Genomic DNA, 17,271 nt, shown 5'->3' on the forward strand with positions numbered 1-17,271 from the left:
CCGCCGTATACGGAACCGTACGTACGGTGGTGTGAGAGGTCGGTAGCTGAACTAATCAACTGCCTCCTACTCGATTCATCGATTAAAACTTCGCATGAAGATCTTCAATTTCAGGAACTTCGAAGCCTTTTTTATTTAGATTATGGACAATCTTATCCAACATTTTTTGGTCAACATTGGCAGGCAAAGTGAATAAAATACGACGATATTCACTAGATTCATTTAAGCCTAAGGTCAGACAGTTATTAATTGGTGTGTACTTGGTAATCGCTTTGGTCATCTTAACCAATGAACCACGATCATCTGCGGTTAAAACCGTGATGACATAACTACCGGTATGCACATTCCAGCCTTCTGCCAACATACTGAGTAATTTAGTATGTGTCAGAATACCCGAAAATTGACTATTTTCATCAAGCACCGCAATGTAAGGTAAATCCTTAATGGCGAAGAACACAGTGAAAAAGGCGGCGTTAATAGAGATGAACTTAGTTGAGTTTTTCAGGAGTGTTGTAACTGGTAATTGCATATCACCACCGCGAGACTTATGACGATAGATATGCATCTTATAGATATTACCTCTGAAAAAAGTGCCAGTTTCATCTAAAATTGGGACACATCTGAAATCAGAATCTTCCAAAACAGAAAGTGCCGTTTCGAGTGTCGTATCTTCTTGTAAAGTTGTTAATTCTTTTTTTTGTTTAACTAGTGTTTCTAGTAGCATAAATTAAACCTCATTTAATCTGTAAAATAAACCACTAAATATAATAACACAAAAATGAGAGTGAATGAGAAATTAATGAGAAATAAATAAAAATATTGTGGGAAATTACTCCAAATATCATGGTACGTGATATAAAAAAACTCATGCAATCAAATGATTACATGAGTTTAACGAACGATTAAGTTCTATTAATATTAGTCTAATGCAGCAATTCCGTCAGCAGTTACTTGGCGAAGCGTTGCAGCTGATTTAGCCATCAAATCTTTTTCACGGTCATCAAGTTTAACTTCGATAACTTTAGCAAGACCTGAACCATTGATAACGGCAGGTGTACCGATGAAGATGTCATTCAAACCATATTCACCGTCAAGTGCAGCACCAACAGGTAAGATAGCATTTTCATCGCGTAGGATTGCGCGTGAAATCCGCATCAAGCAGGTAGCAACACCGTAGTAAGTTGCACCCTTACGGTTGATGATTTCATAAGCCTTGTGACGAGTTTCGTCTTCAATTTGAAGTAAGTCGTCAAATGAAACACCGGCTTCTTTTGCAAGTTGAACAACTGAAACGCCACCAGCAGTTGCTGTTGAATAAGCAGCAAATTCTGAATCACCATGTTCACCCATGATGTTAGCATTAACATCGCGAGGGTCAACATTAAGTTTCTTGGCAAGAGCAACACGAAGACGTGCTGAATCCAGTGATGTACCTGATCCAATCACACGGCTCTTGTCGAAGCCAGAGAACTTCCAAACAGCGTAAGTCAATACGTCAACTGGGTTAGCAGCAACTACGAAGATGCCGTCAAATCCTGAATCAACGATTGGTTTTACGATTGATTGGATAATCTTAAGGTTCTTGTTTACAAGTTGTAAACGAGTTTCACCTGGTTTTTGAGGTGCACCAGCAGTGATAACTACAAGGTCTGCGTCTGAACAGTCTGAGTAGTCGCCAGAGTAGATGTTCTTTGGAGCAGTGAAAGCTTGAACGTCTTCAAGATCAAGTGCGTCCCCTTCAGTACGTTCCTTGATAACATCAACGATAACGAATTCTTCTGCTAAACCTTGTTGTGCCATTGCAAATGCATAACTTGATCCAACTGCTCCGTCACCGATAAGTACAACTTTTTGATGATTAGGTGTCTTAGTCATTTTCTAAATACGTCCTTTCAGAAAAACAAAATATTTTATAACGTGAATATTATAACATGAATGTAAAATTTTTTTAAGGTTTTAATGAAAACTGTTTCAAAAGCCGACTTAATTTTAATAAAACTTTGCTAAATGTCTCACAGTGAATGATTTAACTGTCTGTTTTTTCAATTCTAGTTTATAATGTTATAGATTAGCTGACCGGGTATCTGCCTGGTGCGGCCTTTTTGTATTTTATCTGGAAGGGATTAATAGAAAAAATGAAAATGATTGTTGGTTTAGGAAACATTGGACCTCAGTATGATGGAACCCGGCACAATATGGGGTTTATGGTAATTGACCAAATTGCTAAGGATTATCAGTTGTCGTTTAAACATACAAGCAAAATGGAAGCAATTACAGCGAGTGGCATTATTAATGGCGAAAAAGTTTTGTTGGTCAAACCAACGACGTTTATGAATGAGTCGGGTCGGTCAGTCAAACCATTGATGGATTATTACGATGTCCCAGTCGAAGATTTGATTATTGTTCATGACGATATGGATTTGCCAATTGGAAAAATCCGCTTGAAAGCGAAAGGATCAGCCGCCGGGCATAATGGTTTGAAAAGTCTGATTAATCATTTAGGTACCCAAGGATTTCACCGCGTGAAAGTCGGCATTGATCATCCAGGAAATTCGAATGTTGTTGATTATGTGTTAGGTAAGTTTAAAGCAGATCAACAAGATGGATTACAAGATAACATTACTCAAGCTGAAAACGCGGTAGAAGACTGGATTACCGGGATGCCATTTGGTCAATTAATGAATAAGTATAACTAGTAAGGTAGGAAATCGATTGAAATTAGAAAACCTTCTGGTGCAGATGCCAGAGTTTAAGACAATTGAATCTGGAATTAATGAACAAAAGCGGCAATTAATTACTGGTGTTTCAGGTTCGGCGGAAACGTTGTTAATCAGTGCACTTCATAGCCAATTGCAACAATCCCAAATTATTGTCACTGACGATTTGGCACATATGGAATTGATTACCAATGACTTGTTGAACCGTTTGCCGGACAATCAAGTCTTCCAATTTCCAGTGGAAGAAAATTTGGCGGTTGAAGTCGCAACTAGTTCACCTGAATTTCGTTTACAGCGGGTCCTTGCTTTGGACGCGCTTTTAAGCGACCAACCAGTGGTAATTGTCACTTCGACTTCCGGTTTGAAAAGAAGATTACCAGCAGCGCAAACTTTTCAAAATGCACAACTAAAAATCAAAATTGGTTCTGACATCAAGTTAACTGAAGCACGGACGCAGCTCAGCTCAATGGGCTTTCAGTTTGAAAAAATGGTCGTTCGTCCTGGAGATTTTGCTATTCGTGGCTCAATTTTAGATATTTATCCATTAAATACTGATAACCCGGTTCGGATTGATTTATTTGATACCGAAGTGGATTCATTGCGGTATTTTGATGCGACCACACAACGCAGTATCGAAAATGTTGAGGAAGTTTCAATCTTACCTGCGACTGACTTCGTGATTGATGCAACTGACTTTGATCGAATTCATGATTCATTAGCGAAACAATTAAGTAAGGCGAGCGGTAAGCTAGATGACGAGCAACGAAACCAATTAGAACAAAATATTTCACCAATTTTAAAGGCCTTGAAGCATCAACAAATTACACCGGAATTGATTGAATTTAGTCAGGATGTATATGCAGATGACGTCTCAATCTTAGACTATTTACCCAAGACAGGGATGGTGCTGACCGAAGATTATCCCCGTATTTTAGCTAAGGAAGAAGATGTTGATGAAGGCCAAACAAGTTGGTTAGAAGCACAAGCAGCCAGTCAAAAAATCATTAGTGATCAATCTTTGAATCATGACGTGAGTCAGTTAATCACCAGTGATAAGCATGCGCAAGCTTTCTTAGCACTCTTTCAAAAGGGAATGGGTAAGATTCGGTTTGCACAAATTACCAATCTAATTGCGCGCAACATGCAACAATTTTTTGGCCAAATGCCAGTGTTGAAAGCCGAAATGCAGCGATTCAATAAGCAACAGTTGACGACAGTTATTTTAGTCAATAGCGCCGAACGATTGACCAAGGTTGAAAACACGCTCAACGATTTTGGTATTCAGATTACTTTGACTGAAAAAGATGAAATTCAAACTGGCGTATCCCAATTAGTCAATGATAGTTTGGCTAATGGATTTGAATTGCCAGGGTCGAATTTGGTTGTCATTACCGAATCAGAACTGTTTAAAACGGTCCAAAAAAAGCGGGCGCGACGCCAAACACTCGAAAATGCGGAAAGAATTAAAAGTTACACGGACCTTAAACCAGGGGATTATGTCGTTCATGTAAACCACGGGATTGGTCAATTCACAGGCATTGAAACGATTGAGAGCCAAGGCGTTAAACAAGATTACATCGCCATCGAATTTCAAAAAAATGCCAAAATTTTTGTACCCGTTACTCAACTTAACTTAGTGCAGAAGTACGTTTCCTCTGAATCCAAGAAACCTAAAATTAACAAATTAGGTGGTTCTGAATGGGCGAAAACTAAACGCAGTGTCGCTGCTAAAATCGAAGATATCGCTCAAGAACTAGTAGAATTGTACGCGGCACGGGAAGCTGAAGTTGGCTTCCAATTTCCACGTGATGATGATTATCAGCAGCAATTTGAAGATGATTTTCCTTATACGGAAACGCCAGATCAGTTACGCAGTAGTTCTGAAATTAAAAAGGACATGGAAGGCGTCAAACCAATGGATCGACTGTTGGTCGGGGATGTTGGATACGGTAAAACAGAAGTCGCCTTACGAGCCGCCTTTAAAGCAGTTGAAGGTGGTAAGCAAGTCGCGTTCTTAGTACCCACTACAATTTTGGCTCAGCAACATTTTGATTCAATGCAGCGTCGTTTCGAAGGCTATCCAGTTAATGTGGCCATGATGTCTCGCTTCCGGACACGCAAGCAACTCAATGAAACGGAACAGCAATTGATGACCGGCGAGTGTGATATCGTCGTTGGGACGCATCGCATTTTGTCAAAAGACGTTAAATTTAAGGATTTAGGCTTATTAATTATTGATGAAGAACAACGCTTTGGAGTGAAACATAAGGAACGATTGAAGCAGTTAAAAAGCTCAGTTGATGTGTTGACCTTGACGGCTACACCAATTCCTCGTACTTTGCATATGTCAATGTTAGGTGTGCGTGATTTATCTGTGATTGAAACGCCACCAGCTGGTCGCTTTCCAATTCAAACGTACGTGATGGAACAAAATGCCGGCGCACTCCGTGACGCAGTCATGCGCGAAATGGGTCGTGGCGGCCAGGTTTATTATTTGCATAACCGGGTTGCTGATATTGAAAAAACCGTGGCTGAAATTTCGGTGCTGGTGCCAGAGGCTCGCGTGGGCTATATTCACGGACAAATGACTGAAGTTCAGCTCGAATCAGTACTGTATGACTTTATTCGCGGTGAATATGACGTGCTCGTGACCACTTCAATTATTGAAACTGGGGTCGATATTCCAAACGTCAATACGCTCTTCGTCGAAGATGCGGACCGGATGGGACTATCACAGCTTTACCAGATTCGTGGTAGAATTGGACGAAGTAATCGGGTGGCCTATGCGTATTTCATGTATCAACAAAACAAAGTTTTAACGGAAGTTAGTGAAAAAAGGCTCTCTGCCATTCGTGATTTTACCGAATTAGGTTCCGGCTTTAAAATTGCCATGCGTGATTTGTCGATTCGTGGGGCGGGTAACTTATTAGGCCAACAACAACACGGGTTCATTGATTCTGTGGGTTATGATTTGTATTCGCAAATGTTGGCGGATGCCGTCGCAGTCAAACGTGGCGAAAAACGGATTGTTAAAACAGATACAGAGATTGAAGTTGGCATTGAGGCCTATTTACCAACTGAATATGTCGATGATCAACGGCAAAAAATTGAATTATATAAGAGTATTCGTTCGCTGGAAAATGAAGAGCGTCTGATGGACTTAGAAAATGATCTGATTGATCGATTCGGTGATTTCCCAGTGCAGGTTGAAAATCTATTAGCAGTTGGGCGGCTAAAAATGTATGCTGATTTAGCCCAGCTTGATAAAATTAGGAAACAAAAAGATTATATTTTCGTGACCTTATCAGAGAAGGCCAGTGAACAAATCACAGCTCGCGAATTATTGAAAGACTTAACCGTGACAGCCTTTAAAGCCACAATCGGGGATGAGGCTGGTAAAACGATGATTAAATTGGTAATCCAACCGAAGATGACACAAAAAGATTGGATGGAACAGTTGACCGTCTTTGTGAAAGCGTTAAGTGAACATTTCGAAGTTGCAGGAGAACAGGACAATGAAGAATCAACGACTGCATAGAGTATTTGAAGGCGCGATGATTCTATCGCTCTCATCATTGATCGCTAAAATTTTAGGCGCGGTCTATCGAGTACCGTTTCAAAATTTAGTTGGCGATCAAGGCTTTTATGTTTACCAACAAGTTTATCCAATCTACGGGATTGGGATGACAATTGCTTTAACCGGGTTGCCCGTGTTTATTTCTAAATTGATTGCAGAACAACCAGATGAAGCTGGCAAACGGCGAGTTGCTCAGCAACTACTGAAGTTGATTACAACAGTATCGTGGTTGATTTTGGTTGGCCTATGGTTGTTAGCTACGCCATTAGCCACTTTAATGGGTGACCGCCAATTAGCACCGATTATTCAAAGTGTTTCCTTAATGTTCTTGTTTATTCCACTCACCTCAGTCACGCGTGGCTATCAACAAGGTCGTTATATAATGACGACCACCTCAATTTCTCAATTAGTTGAGCAGATTGTCCGCGTGGTGATTGTAATTTCAGTGGCAGTGATTTCAGTTAATGTTGGCTGGAACGTTTATCAAATGGGTACCTGGGCCATGGGAGCAGCTGCCGCAGCCGGATTGTCCGCTAGTATCGTGTTAATGCCAACCTTTAAGAAAATGTTGACGGGTACAAAACAAGCTGGCAGTATCAACGAATTAAAAATTATCGCTCGGCGGTTGTTACTAGAAGGTGGCCTCATTTGCCTGTTTGCATCACTAGTGGTATTGCTCCAATTGATAGATTCGTTTACGGTTCAACAGGCACTGGTTGCCAAAGGAGAAACCCCAGCGATGGCTAAAAGCTTGAAAGGAATCTTTGACCGTGGACAACCACTGATTCAATTAGGGCTCGTGGTGGCAACCTCGGTTTCAGCATCATTGTTGCCATCCCTCACAACTAGTTTTATCGAAAAAAAGGAAGTTGAATTTAGACGGATTTATCGTTCCTTAATGCACCTGTGCACGACTTTAGCTTGTCTAGCAACGGCCGGGTTAGTGGCCCTCATGCCGGAAATTGATACATTGCTGTTCGAAAATGCCAATGGTCAAATTGCTCTATCAATAAATATGATTAGTATTATTTTTATTAGCTTAATCACGACCTACAGTAGTGTTTTGCAAAGTATTAATCGTTTTAGATCAACAGTGGCTGCTCTACTGGCCGGAATCGGCGTGAAAATTGCTATTAACTTTTTCTTAGTCATCAAGTTAGGCATTGCTGGAGCCAGTTTCGGCACAGTCATTAGTCTCAGCGTCGCCTTACTGATTATTTGGATGAAAATGCCGAGCGAATTGCATGCGGTCATCGAAGGAAAAACCTTTGGTATGAAGTTAGCCATTATCGTGATGGCTATGATGGCAGTTGCTTGGATTGTTGCTGCCTTGTCTGAAATGATTTTTGGACATTCACGGCTAGCGATGATTCCCAATGTATTTTTACCAATTATCGCAGGGGTGATTGTGAGCGCTGTTGGGATTATTAGGTTGAAGTTGTTTACTGTCAAAGAAGTACTGGTCTTTCCAGGCGGCCGTAAAATATTGAATTTATTAACACACAGTCAAAAGACGGAGGAATAATATGCGATTAGATAAATTTTTAAAAGTTTCACGAATTATTAAACGACGGTCAGTGGCGAAAGAAATTTCGGATCAAGGTCGAATTTTAATTAACGGTAATGCTGCGAAATCGTCAAGTAACGTTAAGGTCGCAGATGAATTAACGATTAAATTTGGTAACAAGACTGAAATCGTTAAGATTTTAAAAATCATCGAAACCACTAAAAAAGATGAAGCAGAACAAATGTATGAAATTTTAGATGAAAGTTACGCTGAAGATTTTCGCAAATAATGTATAGTAGTTTAATTTTCTCTGAATAATTTTTTAAGAATTGTCCATTTACCCCTTTATTTAAGCGGGATTACAAGTCCTAACTGAATTTATTTGTATTAGACAAATAGGCGAGAGGTTGGTATACTCGTGGTAATGAATTACGAGGGGTAAGTACTATGGGGAAAAAACGTAATAGCAGTAATATTGCGTCAATCAATACGAAACTAGCTAAACAAGTCGAAGAGCGAGATCGCATCGTTAAGGTACGTAAACATCGGTTTTACGCTATCATCGGTTTTTTTGCGGTCATTTTTCTAGTTTTAGGTTTTCAAATTATTCAAACTAAATATAATTTAGGTAAAGTGAATAACCAAATTGAAGCGAAGCAAGAAACACTGCAAAAAACTAAAGCTAAGAATAAAAAATTAGACAAACAAGTCGAGCTACTCCATGACAATAATTATCTACAAAAGATTTTGAGACAAAAATATTACTATTCTAAATCCGGCGAAACCATCTACAGTTTATCGGATTCCAGTAAATAGAGTTTGACCACAACACATAATTGTGACTAAACTCTTTTTTTGTAGAGATGTCGGCGCAAATTATGCTATACTCGAATTACATAATTCAAGGAGGATCTTTCGATTCATGGCAATTGAAGTTGGTACAAAAGTTTCTGGTAAAGTTTCTGGAATTACAAATTTTGGGGCATTTGTTGATTTAGAAAATCACAAAACGGGGCTAGTCCATATTAGTCAAGTTTCCAGCGGATTCGTCAATGATATTCACGACGTTTTGACAGTGGGGGATGCGGTTAATGTTAAGGTCATGTCAATCGGTGATGATGGCAAAATAGCATTATCTATCAAGGCAGCTAGTGACAATCCGGAGCAAAAATCCGATCGTCCAAGTCATGCTCATCATTCACACCCACAGTCAACACAAAACAATCGTGATTCAAAGCCAAGGTATCAAAGTAGACCTAATAATAGTCGTGGAAACGATTTTGGAAATAAAAAACAAGCTAGTGCAGGTGGAGCCAGTGACTTCGATAGTATGATGTCTGGTTTCTTAAAGGAAAGTGAATCTCGCTTATCAACTCTGAAACATAATACCGAGGGTAAACGCGGTGGACGTGGTGGTAGAAGAAGTTAATAGGTGAAATACTAAACAGATGAACAACTTGCAAACAAAATTCGAGCGGGACTTACAACGGGACCGCTTTTTTTATTCAAAAGAACCAGTAATTGTGGCTGTTTCGACAGGCTCCGATTCAATGTGTCTTTTGATGCTATTGTTGAGTTTGCCGACTAGTCTGCAACCGACAATCGTTGTCGCACATGTAAATCATGAGTTACGACATCAAAGCGCAGAAGAAGAACGCTTTTTGGCGCAATTTTGTCAGCAACACCATTTAAAATTAGAAGTGAGTCATTGGCCTAAAGAGCAACATCCTGCGACGGGGATTGAAACGGCGGCTCGCGGATTCCGTTACCAATTTTTTGAAGCGTTAATGAATAAGTATGAGTCAGCCAAATTGTTAACGGCCCATCACTTGAATGATCAAGCTGAAACCATTTTAATGAAATTGACCCGTGGCGGTCAGTTGTCTCAGTTATCGGGGATGGCAACCAGACGTCAATTTGGACCAGGAGAATTGATTAGACCATTGCTGCATTATTCCAAAGCAGAACTACGTGAATATCTGACTCAAAACCAGGTTCGGTATTATGAAGATCAGACTAATCAAACCTTGGAATTTTCGCGGAATCGTTATCGTAATCAAATTTTGCCGTTACTAACTAAAGAAAATAACGAAGTCTTAAATCATTTAGCTTCGTTTGGCAATCAGCTTGCAGAATTAACGCAGTTTGCTGATTTGCAACTGGGTCGATTATGGCAACAGGTGAGTCATGATGGTAATCTGGTAATTCCACAATTAAGTAAGTTAAGTCAGATTGAACAACATCAAGTAGTCCGGTATTGGCTAATTAATATTGAACAATTAGTGGATATTAAGGAATCACAAATTGAGACCGTTGAACAACTCGTGCAGAGTGAAACTGCTCAGGCGCAACTTGATTTAGGCAATCAGATTGTTTTTGAAAAAGAATATCAGGTTGCTAAACTGAGTCGACTTTCCAACGCAGTGGCACAAGAATTTAAACTTGAGGATTTTGTCAGCACCAAGCCTGTGACAGGTGCAATTGAAATATGGCTGCCTCCAGAAGCTTTGCCTTTGACCATCAGAAAGGCAGACTCAGATGATGAAATTCGCTTAAAAGATGGCCATCATCAAAAGGTCAGAAGAATATTAATTGATCAAAAGGTCCCTAATGAAGATCGATTGCAACAATTGGTGGTGGTGACTCGTCAAAACGAACCGATTTGGATTGTAAATCGCAAGTTCACGTACTTAGAGCGACCTGACGACTATAAAACTAATTGGCAAAAATTGTATTTTATGCCACAATTAAATCATAATTTAAAAGGAGACTAGTCATGGATAACGATATTGAAAAGGTACTTTATAGTCGAGAAGAAATCGCCGGAGCGGCCAAACGGATCGGTAAAGAGCTGACTCACGATTATGAAGGCCGTCAGCCGCTTGTTATTTCAGTGCTCAAAGGAGCCATCTTTTTTACAGTTGATGTGTTAAAAGAATTTGACTGTTACACAGATATCGATTTCGTGGATGTTTCAAGTTATCACGGTGGAACAGAATCCAGTGGGAAAGTTGATTTGGTCCGTGAAATTAATACCGATATCAAGGGCCGTGATATCATCTTGATTGAAGATATTATCGATACTGGTCGAACTTTAGAATATATGGTGAATCTTTTAAAGCAAGGAGGAGCCAATGATATCAAGGTTTGTACTCTCTTGGATAAACCAGAAGGACGAGTTGTCGATATCAAAGCCAATTATGTTGGATTTAATGTTCCAAATGAGTTTGTAGTTGGATATGGATTGGATTATAACGAGTTGTATCGTAACCTACCATATGTCGGTATCTTGAAACCAGCAGTGTACCAAAAATAGAAGCGATAAATTAATAGTCAACTATGGTCAATTATGCTATTATAATTTCCATTAACAAAGAGGAAAATATATCGATTGGTAGGAGGAAAACATGAACAACAATAACAACAATAAAAAGAATGGCTTTTCACGTAATGTTCTTTTTTATGCTGTCATTTTCTTATGTATCATGGGAATTGCTTACTTTTTCTTTGGCGGCAATAGTTCAGCAGGTCAATCTGCTAACTTGAAGCAAAGTGAATTTGTAAGTCAGTTGAAAAATAAGAAGATTAAGAGTTTTGATGTACAACCAAGTGGCGGTGTCTACAAAGTTACTGGGACGTACAACAAAGCCCAAAAAACTGAGGCAAGTAGTAGCTTTACGCTAGGAACCTCAAAGGCAGCAACGACTAAGACATTTACGTCAATCGTATTACCAAATGAAGTGACAACTTCACAGTTGCAAAAATACGCAACTCAAAACAATGTCAAAATGGGGACCAAGGCTGAGGAATCTAGTGGATTCTGGCTCAATATCCTGATTTATATCGTACCAATCGTCATCATGGTGTTCTTCTTCTATATGATGATGGGCCAATCTGGCCAAGGTGGCGGTGGTGGCCGTGGTGTCATGAACTTTGGGAAATCCAAAGCCAAACCATCAGATTCGAAACAAAATAAAGTCCGGTTCGCTGATGTAGCTGGGGCAGAAGAGGAAAAACAAGAATTAGTCGAAGTGGTTGAATTCTTGAAAGATCCGAAGAAGTTCCTGGCACTTGGGGCACGAATACCGGCGGGGGTTCTGTTAGAGGGACCTCCTGGGACTGGTAAAACGTTGCTTGCTAAGGCAGTTGCCGGTGAAGCTGGCGTACCATTCTATTCTATTTCTGGTTCTGATTTCGTTGAAATGTTCGTTGGGGTTGGGGCAAGTCGTGTTCGTGACTTGTTTGAAAATGCCAAGAAAACTGCACCTTCAATCATCTTTATTGATGAAATTGATGCGGTTGGACGTCAACGTGGAGCCGGAATGGGTGGTGGACACGATGAACGTGAACAAACCTTAAACCAATTGTTGGTTGAAATGGATGGATTCAACGGGGATGAAGGGGTCATTGTTATGGCTGCTACTAACCGTTCTGATGTCCTTGATCCTGCCTTGCTACGTCCAGGTCGTTTTGATCGTAAGATTCTTGTCGGACGTCCTGATGTTAAGGGTCGTGAAGCTATTTTGAAGGTTCATGCGAAGAACAAGCCTCTTGATAGCACAGTTGATTTAAAAGTGATTGCCAAAGAAACACCTGGATTTGTTGGTGCCGATTTGGAAAACCTCTTGAACGAAGCTGCCCTCTTGGCTGCTCGTCGTAATCGTAAGACAATTGATGCTAAAGACTTAGATGAAGCTGAAGACCGTGTGATTGCTGGACCAGCTAAGAAAGATCGAGTTGTTTCCAAAACCGAACGTGAAACAGTGGCCTTCCATGAGGCTGGCCATACTGTTGTTGGATTGGTCTTAAATGAAGCTCGAGTCGTTCACAAAGTTACCATTGTTCCTCGTGGACGTGCCGGTGGATACGCAATTATGCTTCCTCGTGAAGATCAAATGTTGATGTCGAAGAAAAATGCGACAGAACAAATTGCTGGTTTAATGGGTGGTCGTGCTGCTGAAGAAATTATCTTCAACTCACAATCATCTGGGGCTTCAAATGACTTTGAACAGGCAACTCAAATTGCTCGTTCAATGGTTACCCAATATGGGATGAGTGATAAGATTGGAATGGTTCAACTTGAAGGTAGTGGTCAACCATTCTTAGGTGCACAATATGGCCAATCACCTGCTTATTCTGAAGCAACTGCAAGCATCATCGATTCTGAAGTTCGTCGATTGACTTCTGAGGGACATCAACAAGCTGTTGATATCATCGAAAGCCATCGTGAACAACATAAGATTATTGCTGAAGCGTTACTCAAGTATGAAACTTTGGATGAAAAACAAATTATTAGTTTGTTTAAGACTGGTCATATGCCAGACGACGATCCAAAAGCGGAAGACACGAGTCATGCAGCTACATTTGAAGAATCAAAACGTGAATTGGAACGTAAAGAAGCTGAACGTCATGAGGACGTCGCTGATGAAACTCCAACTGACGATTCAACAGATGATAGTAGTTCAGATTCAATTTAATAGTAATTCCAAAGGATTGGTGCAATTAACTTTGTAGCAATCCTTTGTTAATGTAACGGATAATATCCAGGGAGATATCAATGACACATAAAGATTATATGGTTAAAAGCATTATTAATGATGGGATGTTTCGTGCATATGTAGTTGATGCGACTAACTTGGTTCAAGAAGCACAAACACGACACGATACCTGGAGCGCATCTTCAGCTGCCTTGGGTCGAAGTCTAGTAGGAACATTACTACTCGCTTCATCAGTTTTAAAAGGTGAGGAAAAAATGACGGTCCGGATTCAAGGTGACGGTCCAGTGGGCGGCATCGTGGTTGATGGAAATGCCAACGGGACAGTTAAAGGATACTTGCAAGACCCACACGTTCATTTGCCCCTCAATTCCAAAGGCAAAATTGATGTCGCGGGTGCTGTGGGAACAACTGGAACTTTGTCCGTCACCAAGGATTTGTTGGTGGGTGAACCTTTTACAGGACAAGTTGAATTGGTTTCTGGAGAACTCGGTGAAGATTTCACTTACTATTTGGCACAATCTGAACAAATTCCTTCGGCGGTGGGGCTATCGGTTTTTGTTAATCCGGATAATTCAATTGAAGTGGCTGGTGGCTTTTTAATTCAAGTTTTGCCAGGCGCCTCTGACGAAGCTATCACTGACCTAGAAACAAAATTATCCCATTTACCGTTAATTTCACAATTATTACAGGAACATAAAGCTCCAGAAGATATCTTATATCAATTGTTTGAACAAGATACAGTTAAGATTGTTGATACAATGCCTGTCGCATTTAAATGTGATTGTTCAAAGGAAAAGTTCAGTGAAATGTTGGCGACTATCAAGAAAGCTGATATTGAACAAATGATTAATGAAGATCATCATGCTGAGGTGGTTTGTCATTTTTGTGGCAACAAGTATCAATACGATGAAAACGATTTAAACGAAATCTTAAGTAAAATGGATTAATACAGTTTGGTAAGACAGTCAAGTCTGTGCTATGATAGTGGTCGCATATGATTTAATGAGGTGAATAAAATGGAATGGAAAATCGGGAATGTTACAATTCCGAACCAGGTAGTTGTTGCTCCGATGGCAGGAGTGACTAATTCGGCTTTTCGCTTAATTTGTAAAAAGTTTGGTGCTGGTTACGTGGTCTGTGAAATGATTTCAGACCGTGGAATTATGTATAAGAACAAAAAAACTTTACAAATGATGAATGTCGAAGCTGCCGAGCACCCAATGGGAATCCAAATTTTTGGTGGCACAAAAGAAACGCTAGTTGAAGCAGCCAAATTTGTTGATCAAAATACTGAAGCAGACGTTATCGATATTAATATGGGATGCCCTGTTAATAAGGTGGTCAAAACTGAAGCTGGTGCTCGCTGGTTATTGGACGCAAACAAGGTTTATGAAATGGTGTCATATGTGACTGACGCTGTCAAAAAGCCAGTCACAGTTAAAATGCGAATCGGTTGGGATGAAGACCATATTTTAGCAGTGGAAGATGCTTTAGCTGCTGAGAAAGCTGGTGCTTCAGCTATTGGTATGCACGGACGTACTCGGAAACAAATGTATACCGGTTCCGCCGACTGGAACGTTTTGAAAGATGTTGCACAGGAACTGACGATTCCATTTATGGCAAATGGGGATGTCAAATCTGCTCAAGATGCTAAAGATATTCTTGATTTAACAGGTGCTGATGCGGTTATGATTGGTCGTGCAGCCATGGGGAATCCTTGGATGCTCTCACAAACAGAACATTACTTAGCTACAGGTGAACTATTACCAGAAGCCACTGTAGAACAAAAAGTTGCTATGGCTAAAGAACATTTGGCTGGACTGGTGGACTTAAAAGGCGAAAAGTTTGGTGTACCAGAATTTCGTGGGCAAGCAACTTATTACTTAAAAGGAACTTCACGCTCAGCAAAAGCCAAGGCAGCATTAATGGAAAGCAACACGATGGAAGAAATGAATGACATTTTCGACCAGTTTGTAGATCAATCAAAAGAACGAGCATTAAAGCAAGCACAATAAAAATAATGGAGGCAATAACGTGGCAAAACAAGAACAACCAATGAATGACCAACTTCGGGTTCGTCGCGAAAAAATGCAAGAATTGCGTGATAACGGAATGGACCCATTTGGTCATCGATTTGAACGTACTCATTTAGCAGCTGAAATTCATACTGCATTTGATGCGGTTGAACATGATGATTTGTTAGCGCAAGAAAATGAAGTGACCATTAGTGGCCGAATGGTTTCAAAACGTGGTAAAGGAAAAGTCGGCTTTGCTGATATTTTGGATAAGTCGGGCCGGATTCAAGTTTATTTGCGTAAAGATGAATTAGGCGAAAATGTTTATCACATTTTCAAGCGTGCTGATATTGGTGATTTCTTAGGAATAACTGGACATGTCATCAAAACAGATATGGGTGAATTGACGGTTAAGGCAACTGGCCTAACTTTCTTGTCAAAAGCGTTGCGCCCATTGCCTGATAAGTTTCATGGCCTTCAAAATCAAGAACAAATTTATCGTCAACGTTATTTAGATTTAATTGCCAACCGCGATAGCTTTGAACGTTTTCAAAAGCGTAGCAAAATTATTACTGCTATCCGTAGCTATTTAGATGGTAATGGATTTATGGAAGTGGAAACACCTGTCTTGCATAATCAAGCTGGTGGAGCTAATGCGCGTCCATTTATCACACATCACAATGCTTTAGATGTTGATTTATATATGCGGATTGCGCTGGAATTACATTTGAAGCGATTGATTGTCGGTGGTTTCGAACGAGTTTATGAAATTGGACGAGTTTTCCGTAATGAAGGAATGGATACAAAGCACAATCCTGAGTTCACGATGCTTGAAACTTATGTCGCCTACTTTGACTTCCAAGATGTCATGAATGAAACTGAGGGCATTTTCAAAGCTGCAGTTAAGGCTGTCGCTACTGACGGTCAGATTAGTTATCAAGGAACTGATTTGGACCTCAACAAAGAATTCGCTCGTGTTCACATGGTGGATGCTATTAAAGCAGAGACCGGTGTTGATTTCTGGCAAGAAATGACAATTGACGAAGCTCGTAAAATTGCTGATGAACATAAGGTGCATTATGAAGATTATTGGCAAGTTGGTCACATTATCAATGAATTTTTCGAAACGTTTGTTGAAGACAAACTAGTACAACCAACCTTTGTGTATGGTCATCCAGTAGAAATCTCACCACTTGCTAAGAAAAATGCTGATGATCCTCGCTTTACAGATCGTTTTGAACTTTACATTATAGGTAATGAGTTTGCTAATGCATTTACAGAATTGAACGATCCGATTGATCAACGTGAACGTTTTGAAGCCCAAGTGGCAGAACGTGAAGCTGGTAACGATGAAGCCGAAGGTATCGATGAAGATTTCATTGAAGCTTTGGAATATGGTATGCCACCAACGGGTGGACTAGGTATCGGAATTGATCGTTTAGCAATGTTATTAACTGACAGTGCTTCAATTCGTGACGTGATTTTGTTCCCAACTATGCGTCCAGAAGATTAATACGAGTGTTAAGACTGATGAAAATCGGTCTTTTTTTTTATGAATTAAAAAAAGTTTTTTCAGTCATTTTTTGTCAAAAAGTTTGGAATAAAAAGCTAAGGAATTAAAATTACGAATGAAAAAATAATTTGAAAGTTTATAGTTCGGAATTTAACGAAATCGATGAGAAACGAAGGCATTTACGTGCTTGGAAATTTAAAGAAAATAGTTGACGGTTTATTGAGTAATTGGTACTATAGATATTGCTGTTAAGGCATTACAAAGTTTTTATTTAGTCAAATAAAGTTAAATAAAACGTTGACACGTAATTGCTCAAATGGTAAGATATTACTCGTTGCTGATTTAGAAAAAGTAACGAAATGTAGACCTTTGAAAACTGAATAAAGTTTCGACAAATCAAATGTGTAGGGTCTTTTGACAATAGTCAAAAGCAAATAACATTTG

14 protein-coding genes are annotated in these 17,271 nt (G+C 39.8%); 12 read left to right on the forward strand and 2 right to left on the reverse strand.

The window, feature by feature from the left end; translation table 11 throughout:
* Positions 1 to 82: 82 nt before the first annotated feature.
* Together cbpA and FFM59_RS07290 are read right to left on the reverse strand one after the other, a co-directional pair.
* Positions 83 to 724, reverse strand: coding sequence for a cyclic di-AMP binding protein CbpA (gene cbpA / locus FFM59_RS07285; RefSeq protein WP_137602380.1), 642 nt, complete (start codon positions 722 to 724; stop codon positions 83 to 85).
* Positions 725 to 918: 194 nt separating this feature from the next.
* Complete coding sequence (locus tag FFM59_RS07290; RefSeq protein ID WP_137602381.1) at positions 919 to 1,875, reverse strand: L-lactate dehydrogenase; 957 nt, start codon at positions 1,873 to 1,875, stop codon at positions 919 to 921.
* Positions 1,876 to 2,135: 260 nt separating this feature from the next.
* On the opposite strand from FFM59_RS07290, the gene pth reads away from it, so the two are divergent.
* From pth to lysS, 12 genes are all read left to right on the forward strand, one after another.
* Positions 2,136 to 2,696: an aminoacyl-tRNA hydrolase gene (gene pth / locus FFM59_RS07295; RefSeq protein WP_137602382.1), complete on the forward strand. Its 561-nt coding sequence runs from the start codon at positions 2,136 to 2,138 to the stop codon at positions 2,694 to 2,696.
* A gap of 16 nt (positions 2,697 to 2,712) precedes the next feature.
* Positions 2,713 to 6,255 (forward strand): transcription-repair coupling factor, encoded by a 3,543-nt coding sequence (gene mfd, locus FFM59_RS07300; RefSeq protein ID WP_371858088.1) that lies wholly within the window; start codon positions 2,713 to 2,715, stop codon positions 6,253 to 6,255.
* Positions 6,233 to 7,819, forward strand: coding sequence for a putative polysaccharide biosynthesis protein (locus FFM59_RS07305; protein ID WP_137602384.1), 1,587 nt, complete (start codon positions 6,233 to 6,235; stop codon positions 7,817 to 7,819). Before mfd ends, FFM59_RS07305 begins: the two co-directional genes overlap by 23 nt.
* 1 nt (position 7,820) lies before the next feature.
* Positions 7,821 to 8,090 carry an RNA-binding S4 domain-containing protein gene (locus FFM59_RS07310; RefSeq protein WP_137602385.1) on the forward strand — a complete coding sequence of 90 codons (270 nt, stop codon included), beginning with the start codon at positions 7,821 to 7,823 and terminating at the stop codon, positions 8,088 to 8,090.
* 158 nt (positions 8,091 to 8,248) lie between these two features.
* Positions 8,249 to 8,617, forward strand: a complete 369-nt coding sequence (locus tag FFM59_RS07315; protein ID WP_137602386.1) for an FtsB family cell division protein — start codon at positions 8,249 to 8,251, stop codon at positions 8,615 to 8,617.
* A gap of 106 nt (positions 8,618 to 8,723) precedes the next feature.
* Positions 8,724 to 9,230, forward strand: a complete 507-nt coding sequence (locus tag FFM59_RS07320) for a S1 domain-containing RNA-binding protein (protein ID WP_137602387.1) — start codon at positions 8,724 to 8,726, stop codon at positions 9,228 to 9,230.
* A 28-nt stretch (positions 9,231 to 9,258) separates the two neighbouring features.
* Positions 9,259 to 10,575: a tRNA lysidine(34) synthetase TilS gene (gene tilS / locus FFM59_RS07325; RefSeq protein WP_170175959.1), complete on the forward strand. Its 1,317-nt coding sequence runs from the start codon at positions 9,259 to 9,261 to the stop codon at positions 10,573 to 10,575.
* 2 nt (positions 10,576 to 10,577) lie between these two features.
* Positions 10,578 to 11,117, forward strand: a complete 540-nt coding sequence (gene hpt / locus FFM59_RS07330) for a hypoxanthine phosphoribosyltransferase (RefSeq protein ID WP_137602389.1) — start codon at positions 10,578 to 10,580, stop codon at positions 11,115 to 11,117.
* Positions 11,118 to 11,208: 91 nt separating this feature from the next.
* Positions 11,209 to 13,278 (forward strand): ATP-dependent zinc metalloprotease FtsH, encoded by a 2,070-nt coding sequence (gene ftsH, locus FFM59_RS07335; protein WP_137602390.1) that lies wholly within the window; start codon positions 11,209 to 11,211, stop codon positions 13,276 to 13,278.
* 80 nt (positions 13,279 to 13,358) lie between these two features.
* Positions 13,359 to 14,246, forward strand: a complete 888-nt coding sequence (gene hslO / locus FFM59_RS07340; RefSeq protein ID WP_137602391.1) for an Hsp33 family molecular chaperone HslO — start codon at positions 13,359 to 13,361, stop codon at positions 14,244 to 14,246.
* A gap of 69 nt (positions 14,247 to 14,315) precedes the next feature.
* The gene (gene dusB, locus FFM59_RS07345; protein ID WP_137602392.1) at positions 14,316 to 15,314 is read left to right on the forward strand and encodes a tRNA dihydrouridine synthase DusB; all 999 of its coding nucleotides are present in this window, start codon (positions 14,316 to 14,318) and stop codon (positions 15,312 to 15,314) included.
* A gap of 40 nt (positions 15,315 to 15,354) precedes the next feature.
* A complete protein-coding gene (lysS, locus tag FFM59_RS07350) occupies positions 15,355 to 16,827 on the forward strand; it encodes a lysine--tRNA ligase (RefSeq protein ID WP_137602393.1) in 1,473 nt (490 codons plus the stop codon).
* Positions 16,828 to 17,271 lie beyond the last annotated feature (444 nt).

The organism is Paucilactobacillus nenjiangensis (assembly GCF_005405445.1).
GTDB lineage: Bacteria > Bacillota > Bacilli > Lactobacillales > Lactobacillaceae > Paucilactobacillus > Paucilactobacillus nenjiangensis.